Raw genomic sequence first — 15,859 nt, forward strand, 5'->3', positions numbered from 1 at the left:
CAGTCTGGCGCTACGGTTGTGACTTGTCGGCGAGGAAAAACCAGGTATCCATGACCGAATCCGGGTTCAACGACACGCTGTCAATGCCATGTTCCATCAACCAGCGCGCAAAGTCCGGGTGATCGGATGGCCCTTGACCGCAAATCCCGACGTATTTTCCCTGCCGCTTACAGGCCTGAATGGCATTTTCCAGCAACACCTTGATGGCCGGATTACGTTCATCAAATAAATGGGCAATGATACCGGAATCACGATCCAGTCCGAGTGTCAGCTGGGTCAAATCGTTGGAGCCAATAGAAAAGCCGTCAAAGTACTGCAGGAATTCATCCGCCAGGATGGCGTTCGCTGGCAGCTCACACATCATGATCAGCTTGAGACCGTTTTTGCCGCGTTCCAGACCATTGTCTTTCAGCAGGCCAACCACCTGTTCTGCTTCGCCCGGTGTGCGCACAAACGGCACCATGATCTCGACGTTGGTAAAGCCCATTTCGTCACGAACCTTGCGCATCGCCCGGCATTCCAGCTCGAAACAGTCGCGGAAGTTTTTCGAGATATAACGGGAAGCACCACGGAAGCCCAGCATCGGGTTTTCTTCTTCCGGCTCGTACAGGCGGCCACCAATCAGATTGGCATATTCGTTCGATTTGAAATCCGACAAGCGGGTAATCACCCGCTTGGGCCAGAAAGCAGCGGCCAGGGTAGAAATACCCTCCACCAGCTTCTCAACGTAAAAATCGACCGGGCCGGGATATCCGGCAAAACGTCGCCGAACCGTAGGTTTGAGATCTTCTGGCAGGTTATCGAAGTTCAACAGCGCCTTTGGGTGCACTCCGATCATGCGGTTGATAATAAACTCCAGCCGCGCCAGGCCAACACCGGCATTCGGTAGCCCCTGAAAATCGAAGGCCCGATCCGGGTTACCCACGTTCATCATGATCTTGAACGGCAGCTCCGGCATTGAATCGACACTGTTGGTGCGAATATCAAAATCCAGTGCGCCGTCATACACGTAACCGGTATCGCCCTCGGCGCAGGACACCGTCACTTCCTGACCATCTTTCAGACGTTCCGTGGCATCTTCGCAGCCAACCACGGCTGGAATGCCCAGCTCGCGAGCAATGATGGCGGCATGACAGGTGCGACCACCACGATTGGTGACGATCGCCGCAGAGCGCTTCATAATCGGCTCCCAATCCGGGTCTGTCATGTCGGCAACCAGTACGTCGCCTTCCTGAACCTGATCCATTTCATCGATGTCGTTCAGAATACGCACCCGACCAGAACCAATCCGGTGGCCAATACTGCGTCCTTCAGCCAGCACGATGCCGGTTTCTTTCAGTAAATAACGCTCCATCACGGTTTTACTGGTGCGGCTTTTGACCGTTTCCGGACGTGCCTGCACCACGTACAATTTGCCGTCATCGCCGTCTTTGGCCCATTCGATGTCCATCGGACGACCATAGTGCTCTTCAATGGTCAGTGCCATCCGCGCCAGTTCTTCCACTTCGGCATCGGTCACTGAAAATTGCTGGCGCAACTCCCGGTCTACCCGCAAGGTTTCGACCGACTGCCCCACACTGGCGAAGGCGTTGTAAACCATCTTGATGGCCTTGGCACCCAGGTTACGACGCAGGATCGAGGGCCGCCCCTCGCGTAAATTCAGCTTGTGAACATAAAACTCATCCGGGTTAACCGCGCCCTGCACCACGGTTTCACCGAGACCATAAGATGACGTAATAAACACTACCTGGTCGAAACCGGATTCCGTATCAATCGAGAACATCACACCGCTGGAGGCGGTCTCGCTGCGCACCATACGTTGAATACCGGCAGACAACGCGATTTTGCTGTGGTCAAAGCCCTGATGCACCCGGTAAGAAATCGCCCGGTCATTAAACAGCGAGGCAAACACATCCCGCACCGCATGCAGCACATTGCCGATGCCAACGATATTCAGATGAGTTTCCTGCTGACCGGCAAAAGACGCATCTGGCAGATCTTCTGCCGTGGCCGATGAGCGCACTGCGGCGGCCATCTGCTCGTTGCCTGCTTGCAGGGTGATGTAAGATTCACGAATGGCGGCTTCCAGCGGTGGTGGCAACGGTGCTTCCAGAATCCAGCTGCGAATAGCGGCACCGGTTTCCGCCAGCGCACGGACATCATCAACGTCCAGATCAGACAGCGCGGCATTGATACGATCCGCCAATCCCTGATAGGAAAGAAATTCCCGATAGGCATCGGCACTGGTAGCAAAGCCACCCGGAACGGTAACGCCTGAACTGGCGAGGTGGCTGATCATTTCTCCGAGCGACGCGTTTTTTCCGCCAACGCGTTCCACGTCACCCATACCTACCTGATCAAACCAAAGTACATAGTCAGTCAATGTTGTTCTCCTGTACCATCGCGTGCTTTATGAGCCTGCTGAACCCGCCGAACACACTTGTGGTGCCTTCGACGGTAAAAACACCACTTTGGGGTTGCGGTGCCTAACGGGTTCAGATAAACCCTTTTATGCTGCTTCCGGGCAATCGAGGTTATCGGTGTTGCCGAAACCCTTGCAGTCTACTGATGCAGATCATCGTCTGGTGTTATTTAAGTAATCAGCGACTCAACCTGGACCAGGGCCGGGGCAAGCGCGCGTAATACTAAGTGCAGGTAAAACAAATTTCCATATGAAGCGATACGCCTACTTTATTTCTGATGGCACCGGCATTACTGCCGAAATGCTGGGCAACAGTCTGCTGGCCCAATTTGAGAAGATTGAATTCGAGCGTGTAACGCTGCCCTATATTGATAGCGTGACAAAAGCAGAGCAGGCTGTCGCCCTGATCAACGCCGACTCGCGCAAGAGCGGCCAGCCAGCAATTATTTTCGATACCGTCATCGACAAGACCATTCGGCAGGTCATCGACACTGCCGAAGGACTGAAGATCGACATCTTTGATGCTTTTCTGAAACCGCTGGAGCAGGCACTTGAAGTAGAGTCTTCTTACAGCGTCGGCATGTCCCACTCGGCCAAAAACACCAGCTATCTGTCACGCATCGACGCCGTGAACTTTGCCCTGGATAACGACGACGGCGCTCGTACTCGCCATTACAAAACCGCTGATGTCATTCTGGTCGGCGTATCCCGTTGCGGCAAAACCCCGACCTGTCTTTATCTGGCCATGCAATACGGTATCAAGGCGGCCAACTACCCGCTGACTGAAGAGGACATGGCCGATTTACGCTTACCCAAAAGTCTTGAACCCTATCGCAGCAAGCTGTTCGGGCTGACCATCGACCCGGATCGGCTGTCGGTAATTCGTAATGAGCGCCGGGCAAACAGCCGTTATTCCTCGTTGAAACAGTGTTATCACGAGGTCGACGAAGTGGAAACCCTGTATCAGCGTGAACAAATCCCGTTTATCAGTACCACCGACAAGTCGATTGAGGAAATTTCCACCCGTATTCTCGCCGAGACCGGCCTGCAGCGTCGATTACGATCCTGATTCCAGAGGTGGCAAAATACCAAGCGCTACAACAGCAAGGCTATATCAGCATCGCCAGACGATCATTCATCAGCCGGGCCACCTGCTTCGGATGGGTAAACACCAGACTGTGATCGGCCCCGGCAATCCCCTGGGCGATCCAGTCCGGGCTTTGCTGCTCCAGCCGCTGCTGTCGTTGCTGCATATCCGGCGAGCTTAACTCTCCGACCAGACTCATACCCGGCAACGGCGAAGTCCAGTCCAGATAATACTCACGTTGGCGACCCAATGATTCACTGACCGCCCCCAGCGCCTGACACAAACCCTGCTGGTTGACCTGCAAACGTTTGACCGCGACACGATCCGCCGTCGGATTACGCCGACGATTGGGAGATACCGCGTCGAGAAAATCCAGATAGGCGCCTTCGTCTCCATCCAGAAAACGTTGTTCCAGCCCGGCATAACGGGCTTCCCGAGCCAGCAAACCGGCGGCATCGTTGCCAGACAGCAACGCCGGTTCAAGCAGGTACAACAAACCAAAGGCATGCTGTTTCACCAGCTCAGTGGTGACCATACCGCCAAACGAGTAACCGGCAATATCGGCATCCCACCAATCCAGCGCCGTGAGCAGCTCGTCGATCTGACCAGCATAGTCATCCACCGTCGGCTTAACGCAGTGAAGAAAGGATGACTTGCCCATACCGGCAAAATCCGGGATCAGGATTTCACTCCAGCCAGCAAGATAATTGGCCACGTAAGTCCAGGTTAATTCACCCGCAATACCGGCACCGTGTAGCAAAACAAGCCGCCGTCCACCGGGATTGTTCGCGCATTGCAACAACAACGCATGTTGATTGACACTGGCAGTACGAATATTAACGGGGTGCTTTTCCACAATTGACCTGATAACTGATAACTGATAACTGACACAACAATAATTCCGGCAACACATCGACTAACGAGCACAGTGCATGTGAAGGACAGCGCCAGTCTAACGAGCGTTTCTGAGCAATGCCAGGGTTGTGAACCAGGGGGAATGCGCCGGATAATGACCGCTACTCCCCTACACACTGACTGATCGGGAAACTTTCGCGCCAATGTCCAGCCCTCCCAGCGCCACAGCGTCGTATACAACCTACCTGTTGCCATTTTCCGCCCGCGAGCTGTTGCATTGTTGCCAGCAGCTGCCCGGCTCCGCTCTGATCTACAGCGGCACCAGTGGTCAACAACAGGCTGCCCGACCCTGCTGGGCGGTGCTGGCTTATGCCCCCACACGAGTGCTCTCCGCCAGCAACGACCACCAATGGCGGCAACTGAAACAAGCACTCGAAGCCGACCAGATCAAGGCAGCGTCAGCCAATCCGGCTACGCCAGACAACGAAGGGTTTATCAGCGGCTGGATGGGCTATTTCTCCTACGCTGCTGGCTGCTGGACAGTCGCAGGAATCCATCCATCCGACAACCGGTCGACACAATCTCAGCCGCCACATCCGCTGGCCGAATTCCACTATTACCCTCATAGCCTGTTACTCGACTTTGCCGAAGATACCGTCATGCTCCGCAGTCCCAGGCCGTGCACCGAAACAGAGTGCGGCGCCATTCTCGAACAGCTCAACCAGGCGCGCGCGCGCTGTATTACCAACAGCAATACGACCGACACTACGGACACATATCAGTGGCAACCGCAATGGGATGCCAGTGAATACCAGCAGGCATTCAATCAGGTGCAGAATTATATTGTCTCGGGCGATGTCTACCAGGTGAATCTGACCATGCCCTTCCGCTGTCATGACAACCTGACCGCGATATCACCCGCCAAATTACTGGAACAGTTCGACGCGCCTTTCTCCTGCTACTTTCGTGGTCAGTCCCTGACTCTGTTCAGCGTCAGCCCTGAGCGGTTTGTCAAAATCCACCAGCAACACATGGTCACCAGCCCGATAAAAGGCACCTCACCCCGAGGCAAGACAGCCAGCGAGGATCTGGCCAACCGCCAATGGCTGGCCGACAGCAAAAAAAATCAGGCCGAGAACCTGATGATTGTAGATCTGTTGCGTAATGACCTGGGACGTTCTGCGGTAACCGGCAGCGTTCAGGTTGAGAAGATGTTTGATATCGAATCCCACGCCAACGTGCACCATATGGTCAGCACTATCAGAGCAGAGATAAAACCGGAAATCTCGCCTCTGGAAGCCGTGCTAAACGCCTTTCCTGGTGGCTCGATCACCGGAGCACCAAAAAAGCGCGCCATGGAAATTATCCGCGAGCTGGAACCCGATTCACGAGGGCTGTATTGCGGGTCTTTCGGCTACTTCAGCGATCAGGGGGTGGCCGATTTCAACATTCTGATTCGTTCTGTTGTAGCCACACCCTCAGGGGCGGAGTGCTGGGCAGGCGGCGGCGTGGTCAAGGACTCGACTGCCGCCGGAGAGTACGACGAGCTGTTCAGCAAGGTACAACAGCTTCTGGATACCATAAGTTAAACGGGTGAAGATGGTTAAACAGCCGAAGTCCGTATGGAGCGCAGATTAACAGGGAGGTTTTGGCAGATTACTGACCGGAGCGGTAGACAACCTGGCCGCTACCTTCTCGCGTCATAATCTGCATCACAGAATCCTGCTTACTGATCGCTGTACTTGATAACGCGGCGCCCCGGGAAGCACCAGGATCAGCTTTCACTGGCTTTACCGGTGCAGGTTGACTGACGGCTTGCTTGTCTGGCACCGTTTTTTGTACCGGCTCAGCCTTGCTGGCAACCCCTGAATCCCGTGACTTGACAGCAGACGCACCCGGATTATTCAGGTCACGATTAGGATTCCAGCGAGGTAAATCAACGGGAACCTCCTTCGGCGGAGCCGCCACTGAGGGCACAACCTTCGCTGCCGTTGCCGTATCCTTTGTTAATGTTTCCGTCACCGGCGTCTTGCGGCTGAACGTCAAACTGCTTGCCGGAGTCGGAATTATTCCTCTGCTGGTCACGGTAGAGACTGGCAATCGGCTCATACCGCTATCAGTCCGGGAACCGGCCCTTGTCACCAGCTCTCCGGAAGGGGTAGGTGCTACCTCCACGATCTCCGAGCTGGCATAACCTCGCGGCGTATTGGCTGATACCGAGGTCGTTTTCACCGCCGAAAACTGGCGATCAGATTCCAGTGCTTCGGGGGGTAAATAAGAAATCTTTGCTGCTTGCTGATGACCGATGTCCTGGCCATCAACCATCCCGAGGGATTGACTGCCCTGTAACTCCACCACTTCCTGACGCTGAAGCGACTGCCGGGACTGTAGCTGCTTCATCTGTTCGGGTGGCAACAGCTTGATAACCTGGCTGGTTTCATGACGGGTTTCGCTGGCAATCGGACTGACTGCCGGCTGATACACACTACCAGCGAGAATTTCCATCAATTCATCACCCGTTACCGGATTTTCCGAACCATGCGGCTTAATCATATCAGCGGTACTGTCAGCACCGTCAGACACAGCCCCCGGGGATTGTTCAGCGAAAACACGCGGCTCAACCCCGGTGCTATCAACAGCAGAATCCTGAATACCAGGCGCGTTTGCCGCATAACTATTGACAGGCACATCTGCAGGAGTCGAATCCATCGTCGCGTCGCTTCCGGTGGCGACCCCGGATAACTCTGGAGGAGGAACCGGTAACTCAAAACTGCTTTTGCGTTTGATAACCGGCAGCGCCGTCGGCGCAGGCGAGGGATCCGCTTTTTTGGCTGCAACCGTTTTTTTTGCAGTACTTGTAACAGGTGTAGAGGTCGCAGATACCTTGACGGGTGTACTGCGCACAACCGGCGCAACCGTTGGCCGAGGACTGGCCGTTTTCTCTGTCTGAATCACCAGAACCGCTTCCTGGCCACGTTTACCTTCAAGACGATCAGCCTTGAATTTATGGCGAGCCATTGGATTTTCATCCACGACGTAGGTATTGGGCTGATCATAGGTCTGATAGTCTTCCAGATGCGTCTGGCTTTTGGAGACCGTCACCACTTCAGCCAGCACCGTCGACGCCAGAGAACAACAGACCAACAACAATAAAAATCCAGCCGCCTTCCTTGTCACATCCGCTGACAATCGCTCTGTATTCCTATTTAAAATCAGCCACTGCCGATACATATTCAAAACCCGCTTCTCACTCATCAGCAAAAGAAGAACAAATATTTACAAAAAATGTAATCGACACCTTGCTCATAATGGAAATCACCGGTACTCGCCAGAGTTTATCGCAATTATAATGCTTTCACACAATGAGATCATCGCTACAAATACCCAGCATAGACACAATCCAGAATTCATCAAGTTTGCGCCAGACTGTTACGTGTTAGATGATTGTGCTACCAAACCACCCACTTTTCAATTATCAAAAAATGATATTCACGAATCAATACGACCACACTGCCCATTAGCGACAAATTCATCAGGCAACACCATTTGTATCTATTTAATCCTGCTTAATCCTGTACAGCTCCAGGCTCTGGCCGCCTGCTTCGCTCTACCTTCTTAGCCATGCAGTCATGGGCGGGACTGCTGAATGCCAGGCAAACACCCCTCCGCTTCAGACAATCATCTCCCGACATCGATTGACATATGGAGATCCGTATAGGGATATATAAAATTCGAATAGAATATTGGCAGTGCCGAAAAACGATCCAGCAGATCAAGCCACGACAAAATAGGCTTTTCCAGAATGACTGATGCACCGGTCATGTTATTGATAACTGCCGATATTGATCGGGCACTACCGCCAGATACGAAACGGTATATTCACCAATTGCAACAAAAGGGGAAACGGAATATCCACCATCAAATTCCGCCCCCTCTAAAATGACAAATCAGAGGCTCAGTTCGCGATTACTGGCTTTGATAAACTCTTTTTTCAACTCTTCGAAGGTGTGAACTGCAGGGAATTGTGGAAATTCATCGATCACATTCTGTGGCGCATGAAACAGGATACCCGCATCGGCTTCAGCCAGCATGGTGGTATCGTTGTAGGAATCACCCGCTGCAATCGTGCGGTAGTAGATCGTTTGCAAGGCACGAATGGATTGGCGCTTGGGATCAGCCTGGCGCAGTTTGTAATCCACTACGTTACCAACGGCGTCGGTTATCAGTCGGTGGCAGAACAGCGTCGGAAAACCGAGCTGGCGCATCAGTGGCTGAGAAAATTCGTAAAAAGTGTCCGACAGGATAATTACCTGAAAACGCTCACGCAGCCAGTCAACAAACTCAGCAGCGCCTTCCAGTGGCGACAGTGTCGCAATCACGGCCTGAATATCCTGGATTTTCAGACCATGTTGTTTCAGCAAACCAAGCCGCTGCTTCATTAACACGTCGTAATCAGGAATATCGCGAGTTGTGGCCTTCAACTCTTCAATCCCGGTTTTATTGGCAAATTCAATCCAGATTTCAGGAACCAGAACACCTTCAAGGTCCAAACATGCGATTTCCATGATATCTCCGCGATTCTAGGAAGTTTTTCAGGGTATTTTAAGGCGCCGTACTCTAGCCAGTTGGTCATCACAACACAACCCGCCGGAGCCTGAGAACCTCGACGCCGGTAGCGCTTCCCGCGCATACTGGACACAGCATCAACCAACCCAAGACAACCCAGAAACAAGGTTTCAGGCTCGTTTAGAACCAGAATGAAATAACAATATTCTTTATTAGTATTTTTTGACCTAAACATAGCGTGCTAGCATTTCCCTATACTTTCTATAATCAGCGGCCCAGCAAGATGACAGATTTCACACAACTTAATGCAGAGTACGCCAGTCAACGTCCCAAAGACCTGATTCGCTACGCCCTTGAGCAGCACGATGCGATCGCCGTGTCGTTCAGCGGTGCCGAAGACGTTGTGCTGATCGACATGGCAGTCAAACTTCGTCGCGATGTTCAGATTTTCACACTCGACACCGGCCGTCTGCATCCCGAGACCTATGAATTTATCGAGACCGTACGCAAGCACTACGGCATCACAATTCAGGTGCAGACACCCGAGCAGCAGTCACTGCAGGCATTAACGACCGCAAAAGGCATGTTCAGCTTCTTTGAGGATGGCCACCAGGAATGCTGTGGCGTCCGTAAAATCCAGCCTCTGAAAAACAAGCTGGCCACTCTGGATGCCTGGATTACCGGCCAGCGTCGCGATCAAAGCCCCGGCACCCGCAGCAATATCGAAATGATTGAGGTCGACGCCTCACCTGGCCAACACGGCGAATTAATCAAATACAACCCGCTGACCCACTGGACATCAGCGCAGGTGTGGGAATACATCAGGATGTTTGATGTGCCCTACAACCCGTTACACGCCAGTGGTTTTGTCAGTATTGGTTGCCAGCCTTGCACTCGTCCTGTGCTGCCAAACCAGCATGAACGTGAAGGCCGTTGGTGGTGGGAAGAAGAAACCCACAAAGAATGTGGACTGCACGGCGGCAATATCATCAGCAAAGGCTGACCGAGCCATCGCCGCCTCAGCGGAGCAAGGCCGACGCGGCGAAGGTATGACAACTGGATTCAGGCTTCCGGCAGTTTGATCGCCTTGAATACGTCTCCCACTTCATTCTTGTTACTGCATTGCGCCGCTTCATCGACCAACTGACGGGTCAGATGCGGAGCAAAACCGGAAATGAAGTCGTACATAAAACCACGCAAAAAAGTACCCTTGCGAAAGCCGATCTTGGTGACGCTGGGAGCAAACAGATGGCTGGCATCGATAGCCACCAGATCCTTGTCCAGCGTTGGATCGAGAGCCATGCTGGCAACGATGCCGACTCCCACACCCAAACGCACATAAGTCTTGATGACATCGGCATCAGCCGCAGTAAACGCCACTCGTGGTGTCAGGCCACGACTCTTGAACGCATCATCAAGCTTGGAACGCCCGGTAAAACCAAACACATAGGTCACCAGCGGATAATTGGCCACCTGTTCCAGCGATGGTCGTTTGAACTGCGCCAGCGGGTGATTGGCGGGCACCAGAATACTGCGATTCCAGCGATAACAAGGCATCATGATCAAATCACTGAACAGCTCCATACCTTCTGTGGCAATGGCGAAATCCACGGTGCCATTGGCCGCCATTTCAGCGATCTGCATCGGTGTTCCCTGATGCATATGCAGGGTAACCTCAGGATACTGCTGCATAAAGACCCGAATCACTTCCGGTAACGCATAACGTGCCTGGGTGTGCGTTGTTGCCAGCGTCAGTGATCCCTTGGTTTCATCGCTGAATTCCTGGGCGACCTGTTTAATGCCTTCGACCTTGCGCAGAATTTCTCCCGCAACGGCAAGGATTGCTTCCCCTGCCGGGGTAATACGGGTCAGGTGCTTGCCGCTGCGAGCAAATATCTCAACGCCCAGCTCATCTTCCAGCAGTCGAATCTGCTTGCTGATACCCGGTTGCGAGGTATACAACACCTGGGCCGTGGCAGAAACATTCAGATCGTGGTGGGCTACTTCCCATATGTATTTGAGCTGTTGCAGCTTCATGCTACCTCCCCCAGGTATTGAGTTATAAAAATATAATTAAATATTCTTTTTAAGTATAGAAGGTAGCCGGTTAGAGTACCAACTCACCTTCTTTCCGTTACCGGCAGTGTAGACCGCACAACATGGACATTCTGTTATATATCCTCGCCGGCGCTGGCGTCGGTTTTATTGTTGGTCTGACTGGCATCGGCGGTGGCGCACTGATGACGCCGTTGCTACTGCTGTTTGGCTTTCCAGCCCACATCGCGGTTGGCACTGACCTGATGTATGCCTCAATCACCAAGGCCTCTGGCGCAATATCCCACCACCGGCAAGGCCATGTGAACTGGAGCATTCTGCGCAAGCTGGCTGTCGGCAGTATAACCGCAGCCCTGATCACAGGTGTGGTACTGGACCAATTCTTTGACGATCCCGAGCAATACAGCCACATTCTGACCAATGTTCTGGGTGCCATGTTGCTGTTTACCGCTTGCACTATCGTATTCCGTACTACTCTCCAGCACTGGTCCAGCCGCCTGATTGGCGACAACCCGACTCGCATCGGCCACCTGACCATCGCCATGGGGGTTATTCTGGGTGTATTGGTGACGCTGTCGTCAGTAGGAGCAGGAGCTATTGGCACAGCAATCCTGATGATTCTTTACCCGGCACTGCGCTCAACCAATGTCGTTGGCACCGATATCGCCCACGCCGTTCCACTTACCCTTGCGGCAGGCCTGATACATCTTTATCTGGGTAACATTGATTTTATGTTATTAGGTGCCCTGTTGATTGGCTCTATTCCCGCAATACAGGTATCCAGTCGTCTGGCGCGACACATTCCGGAAAATATTCTGCGCAGCCTGCTTGCCAGCCTGCTGTTCGGGCTAGGCATTAAATATGCGTTGTTCTGACAGCCAATACACAGGACGGTGACTTTTTTCCTCAACCCCACAAATCGGCGGTCTGGTTGATGCCTTGCTCCCCCGGCCAGGTTACCGCTTGATGCCAGTAGTCTGCCATCAGGCGTCGGTGTACCTGCGGCACATCGTGGTTGCCGACTGTGTGCCAGAAAATATAGGGAGACTTTCCCTGCTGCTGCCATTGGGTCAACTTCTGCTGCCACTGCTGAAAATAGCGCAGATTGTCTTCATAACGAGGATGACCTATAAATCGCACGACCGGACAATCACCGGTAGCAATCGGATGTACTGGCATGGCAGGCTTTTTAGACTGGGCGTCCAGTAACGCAGCGGCAGTGCCCTGATCAGCCATCAGCCCACGGGTATCAAACACCACCCGGTCAACCCGCCGATCCGACAGTGCTCGCAACAAACGTGGTTCATGATCCGTTTTATCGAAAAACGACCGGTGGCGACATTCAACGGCAACACGGAGTGGTAATCCAGCGCTGAAGCTGCCGCCCAGCAAGAGATCCAGAGCCTCCAGCAACTGCCCGGTTCGGGAGGCATCAAACTGCCCCGGAAGCTGCAACATCAGCACACCCAGTTTATCTGGCGCATGTGCCAGTATTACATCAATAAAAGCCGCCAGATCGCGACCTGGCAGCCCTTGCAATGCCGCCACCAGGTCTGGTGTATGGCTGATTGTACGGGGGAGTTTGAAGCAAAAACGAAATGTATCCGTGGTTAAATCCAGCCACTGCCTGAGACGTACCGACTCCGGCAAACCGTAAAATGTCGTATTACCCTCCACTGACTGGAAGACCTGGCTGTATTCCGCCAATGCCGTGGTACTGGATTGATCGGTCGAGAGCAATTGCCCTTTCCATTGTGGTAAAAACCACATGGGCAATCCCATCCGCAATACGCCAGGTTCATCTACTGAATGTGCTTTTTGGGCTGCATTTGTCATAATCACCTGGATTATAACAGGGCCACCGCCAAAAATGCCTCCGGCCCCATCGCAGCTAGCCATCTTTTTCAGTAAAGCGATCTGCTCCAAATAAACAAGATTCAACCATCACCAGGATTTTTATGACAGATACTCGCGTCGAAGACTTGAACATAGAGTCGATTACCACCCTGATCACACCAGATCAGTTAAAACAGGAAATGCCCATTTCCGAAGCTGCCGTCAGCTGCGTACAGGAAGGCCGCCAGGTAATCCGTGACATTCTGGATCGCAAGGACAACCGTATTTTTGTTGTTATCGGCCCTTGCTCTATCCACGATATTGACGCCGCCAAAGACTATGCCGCCCGATTGAAAGCGCTGGCTGAAAAAGTCAGCGACAGCCTGTATCTGGTGATGCGTGTCTACTTTGAAAAGCCACGCACCACCGTCGGCTGGAAGGGTCTTATCAATGACCCCTATATGAACGACAGCTTCAAGATTGAAGAAGGTCTGCATATTGCCCGCCGCCTGCTGCAGGACTTGTCCGAAATGGGCCTGCCGTTGTCGACCGAAGCGCTTGACCCGATTTCACCGCAATATTTGCAAGACCTGATTACCTGGTCTGCCATTGGTGCGCGTACCACCGAATCCCAGACTCACCGTGAAATGGCGTCAGGGTTATCCTCGTCCGTCGGTTTCAAAAACGGTACCGATGGCAGCCTCTCGGTCGCCACCAATGCACTGATGTCGGTCGCCAACCCGCACCGCTTCCTCGGTATCAACCAGCAAGGTTCGGTCGCGATTGTCACCACCCAGGGCAATCCCTATGGCCATATCGTCTTACGCGGTGGCGGTGGCAAGCCAAACTACGACTCGGTCAACGTATCTCTGGCAGAACAGGCACTGGCCAAAGCCGGACTGGCCCAGAACATCATGATTGACTGCTCCCACGAGAACTCCAGCAAGGATCCGGCATTACAGCCACTGGTGATGGAAAACGTCACCAACCAGATACTGGAAGGCAACCAGTCCATTATTGGCCTGATGGTAGAGTCCAACATCAAGCACGGTCGCCAGAATATTCCTGCCAATCTGGATGAGCTGGAATATGGCCAATCAGTCACTGACGGCTGTATCAGCTGGGACGAAACCGAGACTGCCATACTGACCATGCATGAGAAGCTGAAAAACGTGTTACCCAAACGCAGACAGGCTAAATAAGCGCCCTGTAATCACCCCCTGTTTGACGTAAAACCAAAAAAGCCCCGGAGTACCACTCCGGGGCTTTTTTATATCATCTGGGCCACCACAATCCGATCACCACAATCCGATCACCAGATCAGCGTGGATCACATCGAATAAGTATCACCGGTCGGAGCTGCAGGTTGCTCTTGCTTGTCCCAATCCTCATCCCAGTCGTCATCCCACTCTTCGTCATCAAAGTCGTCGAAATCATCACCAAAACTGTCGGCGGTAACACCATCGTTCACCAGATATTCACGTCGTTGCAAATAGAAACTGCGTAAAAAAATGTACTTGTCACCAGTAATCAGGCTTTCAGACGAAATCAGATCGGCACGCAGGTCAACCAGTTGCAGGGCAATCAATGAATAGTCATCGGTCGTCGTCGCACCGACTTCAGAACTGCCCAGGCTAGTGCTCCAGGTCAGCGCCAGACCACCCGTGTCGCGCAAGTTGCTTGGCCCCAGAAAAGGCAACACCAGATACGGACCGGTCCCCACGCCCCAATAGCCTAACGTCTGGCCAAAGTCTTCATTGTGCTTTTTGAGGCCAATATGCGTCGCCACATCAAAAAAGCCAAAAAAGCCGACGGTAGTGTTAATCAGAAAACGGCCAGAATCCGATGCCGCCTGACCAAACTTGAGCTGGCCAATATCGTTTACAACCACCAATACATCACCAATGTTGGAGAAAAACTGGCTCACCGAGTCGTCAACATCTTGCGGTGTCACGTACTGATACGCTTGTGCCGTCGGTTTCAGCACATATTTGTCCATCACTTCGTTAAACGCAAAAACCCGACGGTTAAAGCCTTCCCACGGATCCGGATTATTATTATCGGCACTTGCAGCTTGACCCATACTGGTCGCTGTCAGCAACAGCGTCGCAAGAAGAAGTCGCATCATGATCCCCTCAGTCCATTTGGGCGGTATTAAAGCAGCTTGGTGGCAGGGAAAAAAGCAGCACTTCAGTACCGGCCTGTTCCACCAATGGCGATGGCCATAACGATCAGGCTTGGGAGCCCACCAAAACCCCCTGTTGGTGCCACTGGCGAAGCATGTGCAAACCGCCTTCCAGAGCCACTGGCGAGTCTGCCAGTCCCTGAGTATCCAGCAGGGCCTTCACCATCTGCCTGCCCGTCAGTTGATCAGGATTATGTACCAGCAGCGCCAGCAAACCCAGTGTCAACGGATTGGTTTCAACAAAGCGTACCTGTTCTTGCGCATCCCGATACACAATCAAGGCCGTTGTTTGCGGTGATGGACTCGGAGAACCTGCGGCGATCCGGTGTACCGGGTATTGATAGACAAACCCCTGACAAGCGGCTGCCGCAACCGGTATATGCTCAACCACATCCCCATCCAAGTCACAGGGAGGTGCTGCCACCGTGGCAATATCCACCGCCAGCTCCAGCCATTCGTAATGAGCCAACTCATAAAACCACACCGGATCACTTGTCTGCGGTTGGAAATCCTGTTCCAGAAAGTGCAAAAACTCTTCACTAATTTTGGCGAAATAAGGCGTTGTACAACGATGGTCGCGAAAAAAATCGCGGCTGATTTGTTCCCAACGCTGAGCTCCCAGCCAAGCAGCACACACCGGAAACGTAGCATCCAGAAACCCTTTGATATTGTTGAAAAACAACTCCCGGTAAACCGCCAGCCGAACCTCGGATAAATGCTCTGGAGCAGGCTGCTGCCCCTGACTGCGCAAATGATTGGCAAATTGGCGCTGTATCGATTCAAAATCTGCCACATCGGTATCCACATCGGTATCCACATCGGTATCCACATCGGTATCCACATCGGTATCCAT

13 protein-coding genes are annotated in these 15,859 nt (G+C 52.9%); 5 read left to right on the top strand and 8 right to left on the bottom strand.

Going from position 1 to position 15,859, the window contains the following annotated elements; genetic code table 11:
- Positions 1 to 10: 10 nt before the first annotated feature.
- Entirely contained in the window at positions 11 to 2,383 is a 2,373-nt protein-coding gene (gene ppsA / locus SOJ49_RS11195; RefSeq protein ID WP_369854591.1) for a phosphoenolpyruvate synthase, read from the bottom strand.
- A gap of 289 nt (positions 2,384 to 2,672) precedes the next feature.
- On the opposite strand from ppsA, the gene SOJ49_RS11200 reads away from it, so the two are divergent.
- On the top strand, positions 2,673 to 3,491 hold the full coding sequence (locus SOJ49_RS11200; protein WP_369854592.1) for a pyruvate, water dikinase regulatory protein: 819 nt from the start codon (positions 2,673 to 2,675) through the stop codon (positions 3,489 to 3,491).
- Between the two features lie 40 nt (positions 3,492 to 3,531).
- On the opposite strand, the gene SOJ49_RS11205 is transcribed toward SOJ49_RS11200, so the two are convergent.
- Complete coding sequence (locus SOJ49_RS11205; protein ID WP_369854593.1) at positions 3,532 to 4,365, bottom strand: alpha/beta fold hydrolase; 834 nt, start codon at positions 4,363 to 4,365, stop codon at positions 3,532 to 3,534.
- 202 nt (positions 4,366 to 4,567) lie between these two features.
- On the opposite strand from SOJ49_RS11205, the gene SOJ49_RS11210 reads away from it, so the two are divergent.
- On the top strand, positions 4,568 to 5,953 hold the full coding sequence (locus tag SOJ49_RS11210; protein ID WP_369854594.1) for an anthranilate synthase component I family protein: 1,386 nt from the start codon (positions 4,568 to 4,570) through the stop codon (positions 5,951 to 5,953).
- A 67-nt stretch (positions 5,954 to 6,020) separates the two neighbouring features.
- Here SOJ49_RS11210 and SOJ49_RS11215 read toward each other — a convergent pair whose 3' ends face one another.
- Both SOJ49_RS11215 and thrH read right to left on the bottom strand, forming a co-directional pair.
- The gene (locus SOJ49_RS11215; protein ID WP_369854595.1) at positions 6,021 to 7,514 is read right to left on the bottom strand and encodes a hypothetical protein; all 1,494 of its coding nucleotides are present in this window, start codon (positions 7,512 to 7,514) and stop codon (positions 6,021 to 6,023) included.
- A gap of 797 nt (positions 7,515 to 8,311) precedes the next feature.
- Positions 8,312 to 8,929: a bifunctional phosphoserine phosphatase/homoserine phosphotransferase ThrH gene (thrH, locus tag SOJ49_RS11220; RefSeq protein WP_369854596.1), complete on the bottom strand. Its 618-nt coding sequence runs from the start codon at positions 8,927 to 8,929 to the stop codon at positions 8,312 to 8,314.
- Between the two features lie 284 nt (positions 8,930 to 9,213).
- On the opposite strand from thrH, the gene SOJ49_RS11225 reads away from it, so the two are divergent.
- Positions 9,214 to 9,933 (top strand): phosphoadenylyl-sulfate reductase, encoded by a 720-nt coding sequence (locus SOJ49_RS11225; RefSeq protein WP_369854597.1) that lies wholly within the window; start codon positions 9,214 to 9,216, stop codon positions 9,931 to 9,933.
- A 59-nt stretch (positions 9,934 to 9,992) separates the two neighbouring features.
- Here the strand turns inward: SOJ49_RS11225 and cysB are convergent, their stop codons facing one another.
- Positions 9,993 to 10,967, bottom strand: coding sequence for an HTH-type transcriptional regulator CysB (gene cysB / locus SOJ49_RS11230; protein ID WP_369854598.1), 975 nt, complete (start codon positions 10,965 to 10,967; stop codon positions 9,993 to 9,995).
- Positions 10,968 to 11,089: 122 nt separating this feature from the next.
- On the opposite strand from cysB, the gene SOJ49_RS11235 reads away from it, so the two are divergent.
- Positions 11,090 to 11,860: a sulfite exporter TauE/SafE family protein gene (locus tag SOJ49_RS11235; protein ID WP_369854599.1), complete on the top strand. Its 771-nt coding sequence runs from the start codon at positions 11,090 to 11,092 to the stop codon at positions 11,858 to 11,860.
- Between the two features lie 31 nt (positions 11,861 to 11,891).
- On the opposite strand, the gene SOJ49_RS11240 is transcribed toward SOJ49_RS11235, so the two are convergent.
- Positions 11,892 to 12,755, bottom strand: a complete 864-nt coding sequence (locus SOJ49_RS11240; RefSeq protein ID WP_369854600.1) for a DUF72 domain-containing protein — start codon at positions 12,753 to 12,755, stop codon at positions 11,892 to 11,894.
- Between the two features lie 188 nt (positions 12,756 to 12,943).
- On the opposite strand from SOJ49_RS11240, the gene SOJ49_RS11245 reads away from it, so the two are divergent.
- Entirely contained in the window at positions 12,944 to 14,023 is a 1,080-nt protein-coding gene (locus tag SOJ49_RS11245; protein ID WP_369854601.1) for a 3-deoxy-7-phosphoheptulonate synthase, read from the top strand.
- Positions 14,024 to 14,151: 128 nt separating this feature from the next.
- On the opposite strand, the gene SOJ49_RS11250 is transcribed toward SOJ49_RS11245, so the two are convergent.
- Positions 14,152 to 14,949, bottom strand: coding sequence for a VacJ family lipoprotein (locus SOJ49_RS11250; protein ID WP_369854602.1), 798 nt, complete (start codon positions 14,947 to 14,949; stop codon positions 14,152 to 14,154).
- A gap of 103 nt (positions 14,950 to 15,052) precedes the next feature.
- Entirely contained in the window at positions 15,053 to 15,859 is an 807-nt protein-coding gene (locus tag SOJ49_RS11255) for a DUF2063 domain-containing protein (protein ID WP_369854603.1), read from the bottom strand.

Origin of the sequence: Candidatus Thalassolituus haligoni (genome assembly GCF_041222825.1) — a bacterium.
In the GTDB taxonomy this organism is placed as follows: domain Bacteria; phylum Pseudomonadota; class Gammaproteobacteria; order Pseudomonadales; family Oceanobacteraceae; genus Oceanobacter; species Oceanobacter antarcticus.

Coding starts and splice junctions, on each gene's coding strand:
- SOJ49_RS11245 (WP_369854601.1), top strand. CDS start 12,944: ATGACAGATACTCGCGTCGAAGACTTGAACATAGAGTCGATTACCACC.
- SOJ49_RS11240 (WP_369854600.1), bottom strand. CDS start 12,755: ATGTGGTTTTTACCACAATGGAAAGGGCAATTGCTCTCGACCGATCAA.
- cysB (WP_369854598.1), bottom strand. CDS start 10,967: ATGAAGCTGCAACAGCTCAAATACATATGGGAAGTAGCCCACCACGAT.
- SOJ49_RS11200 (WP_369854592.1), top strand. CDS start 2,673: ATGAAGCGATACGCCTACTTTATTTCTGATGGCACCGGCATTACTGCC.
- SOJ49_RS11210 (WP_369854594.1), top strand. CDS start 4,568: ATGTCCAGCCCTCCCAGCGCCACAGCGTCGTATACAACCTACCTGTTG.
- SOJ49_RS11255 (WP_369854603.1), bottom strand. CDS start 15,859: ATGGATACCGATGTGGATACCGATGTGGATACCGATGTGGATACCGAT.
- thrH (WP_369854596.1), bottom strand. CDS start 8,929: ATGGAAATCGCATGTTTGGACCTTGAAGGTGTTCTGGTTCCTGAAATC.
- SOJ49_RS11250 (WP_369854602.1), bottom strand. CDS start 14,949: ATGATGCGACTTCTTCTTGCGACGCTGTTGCTGACAGCGACCAGTATG.
- SOJ49_RS11225 (WP_369854597.1), top strand. CDS start 9,214: ATGACAGATTTCACACAACTTAATGCAGAGTACGCCAGTCAACGTCCC.
- SOJ49_RS11235 (WP_369854599.1), top strand. CDS start 11,090: ATGGACATTCTGTTATATATCCTCGCCGGCGCTGGCGTCGGTTTTATT.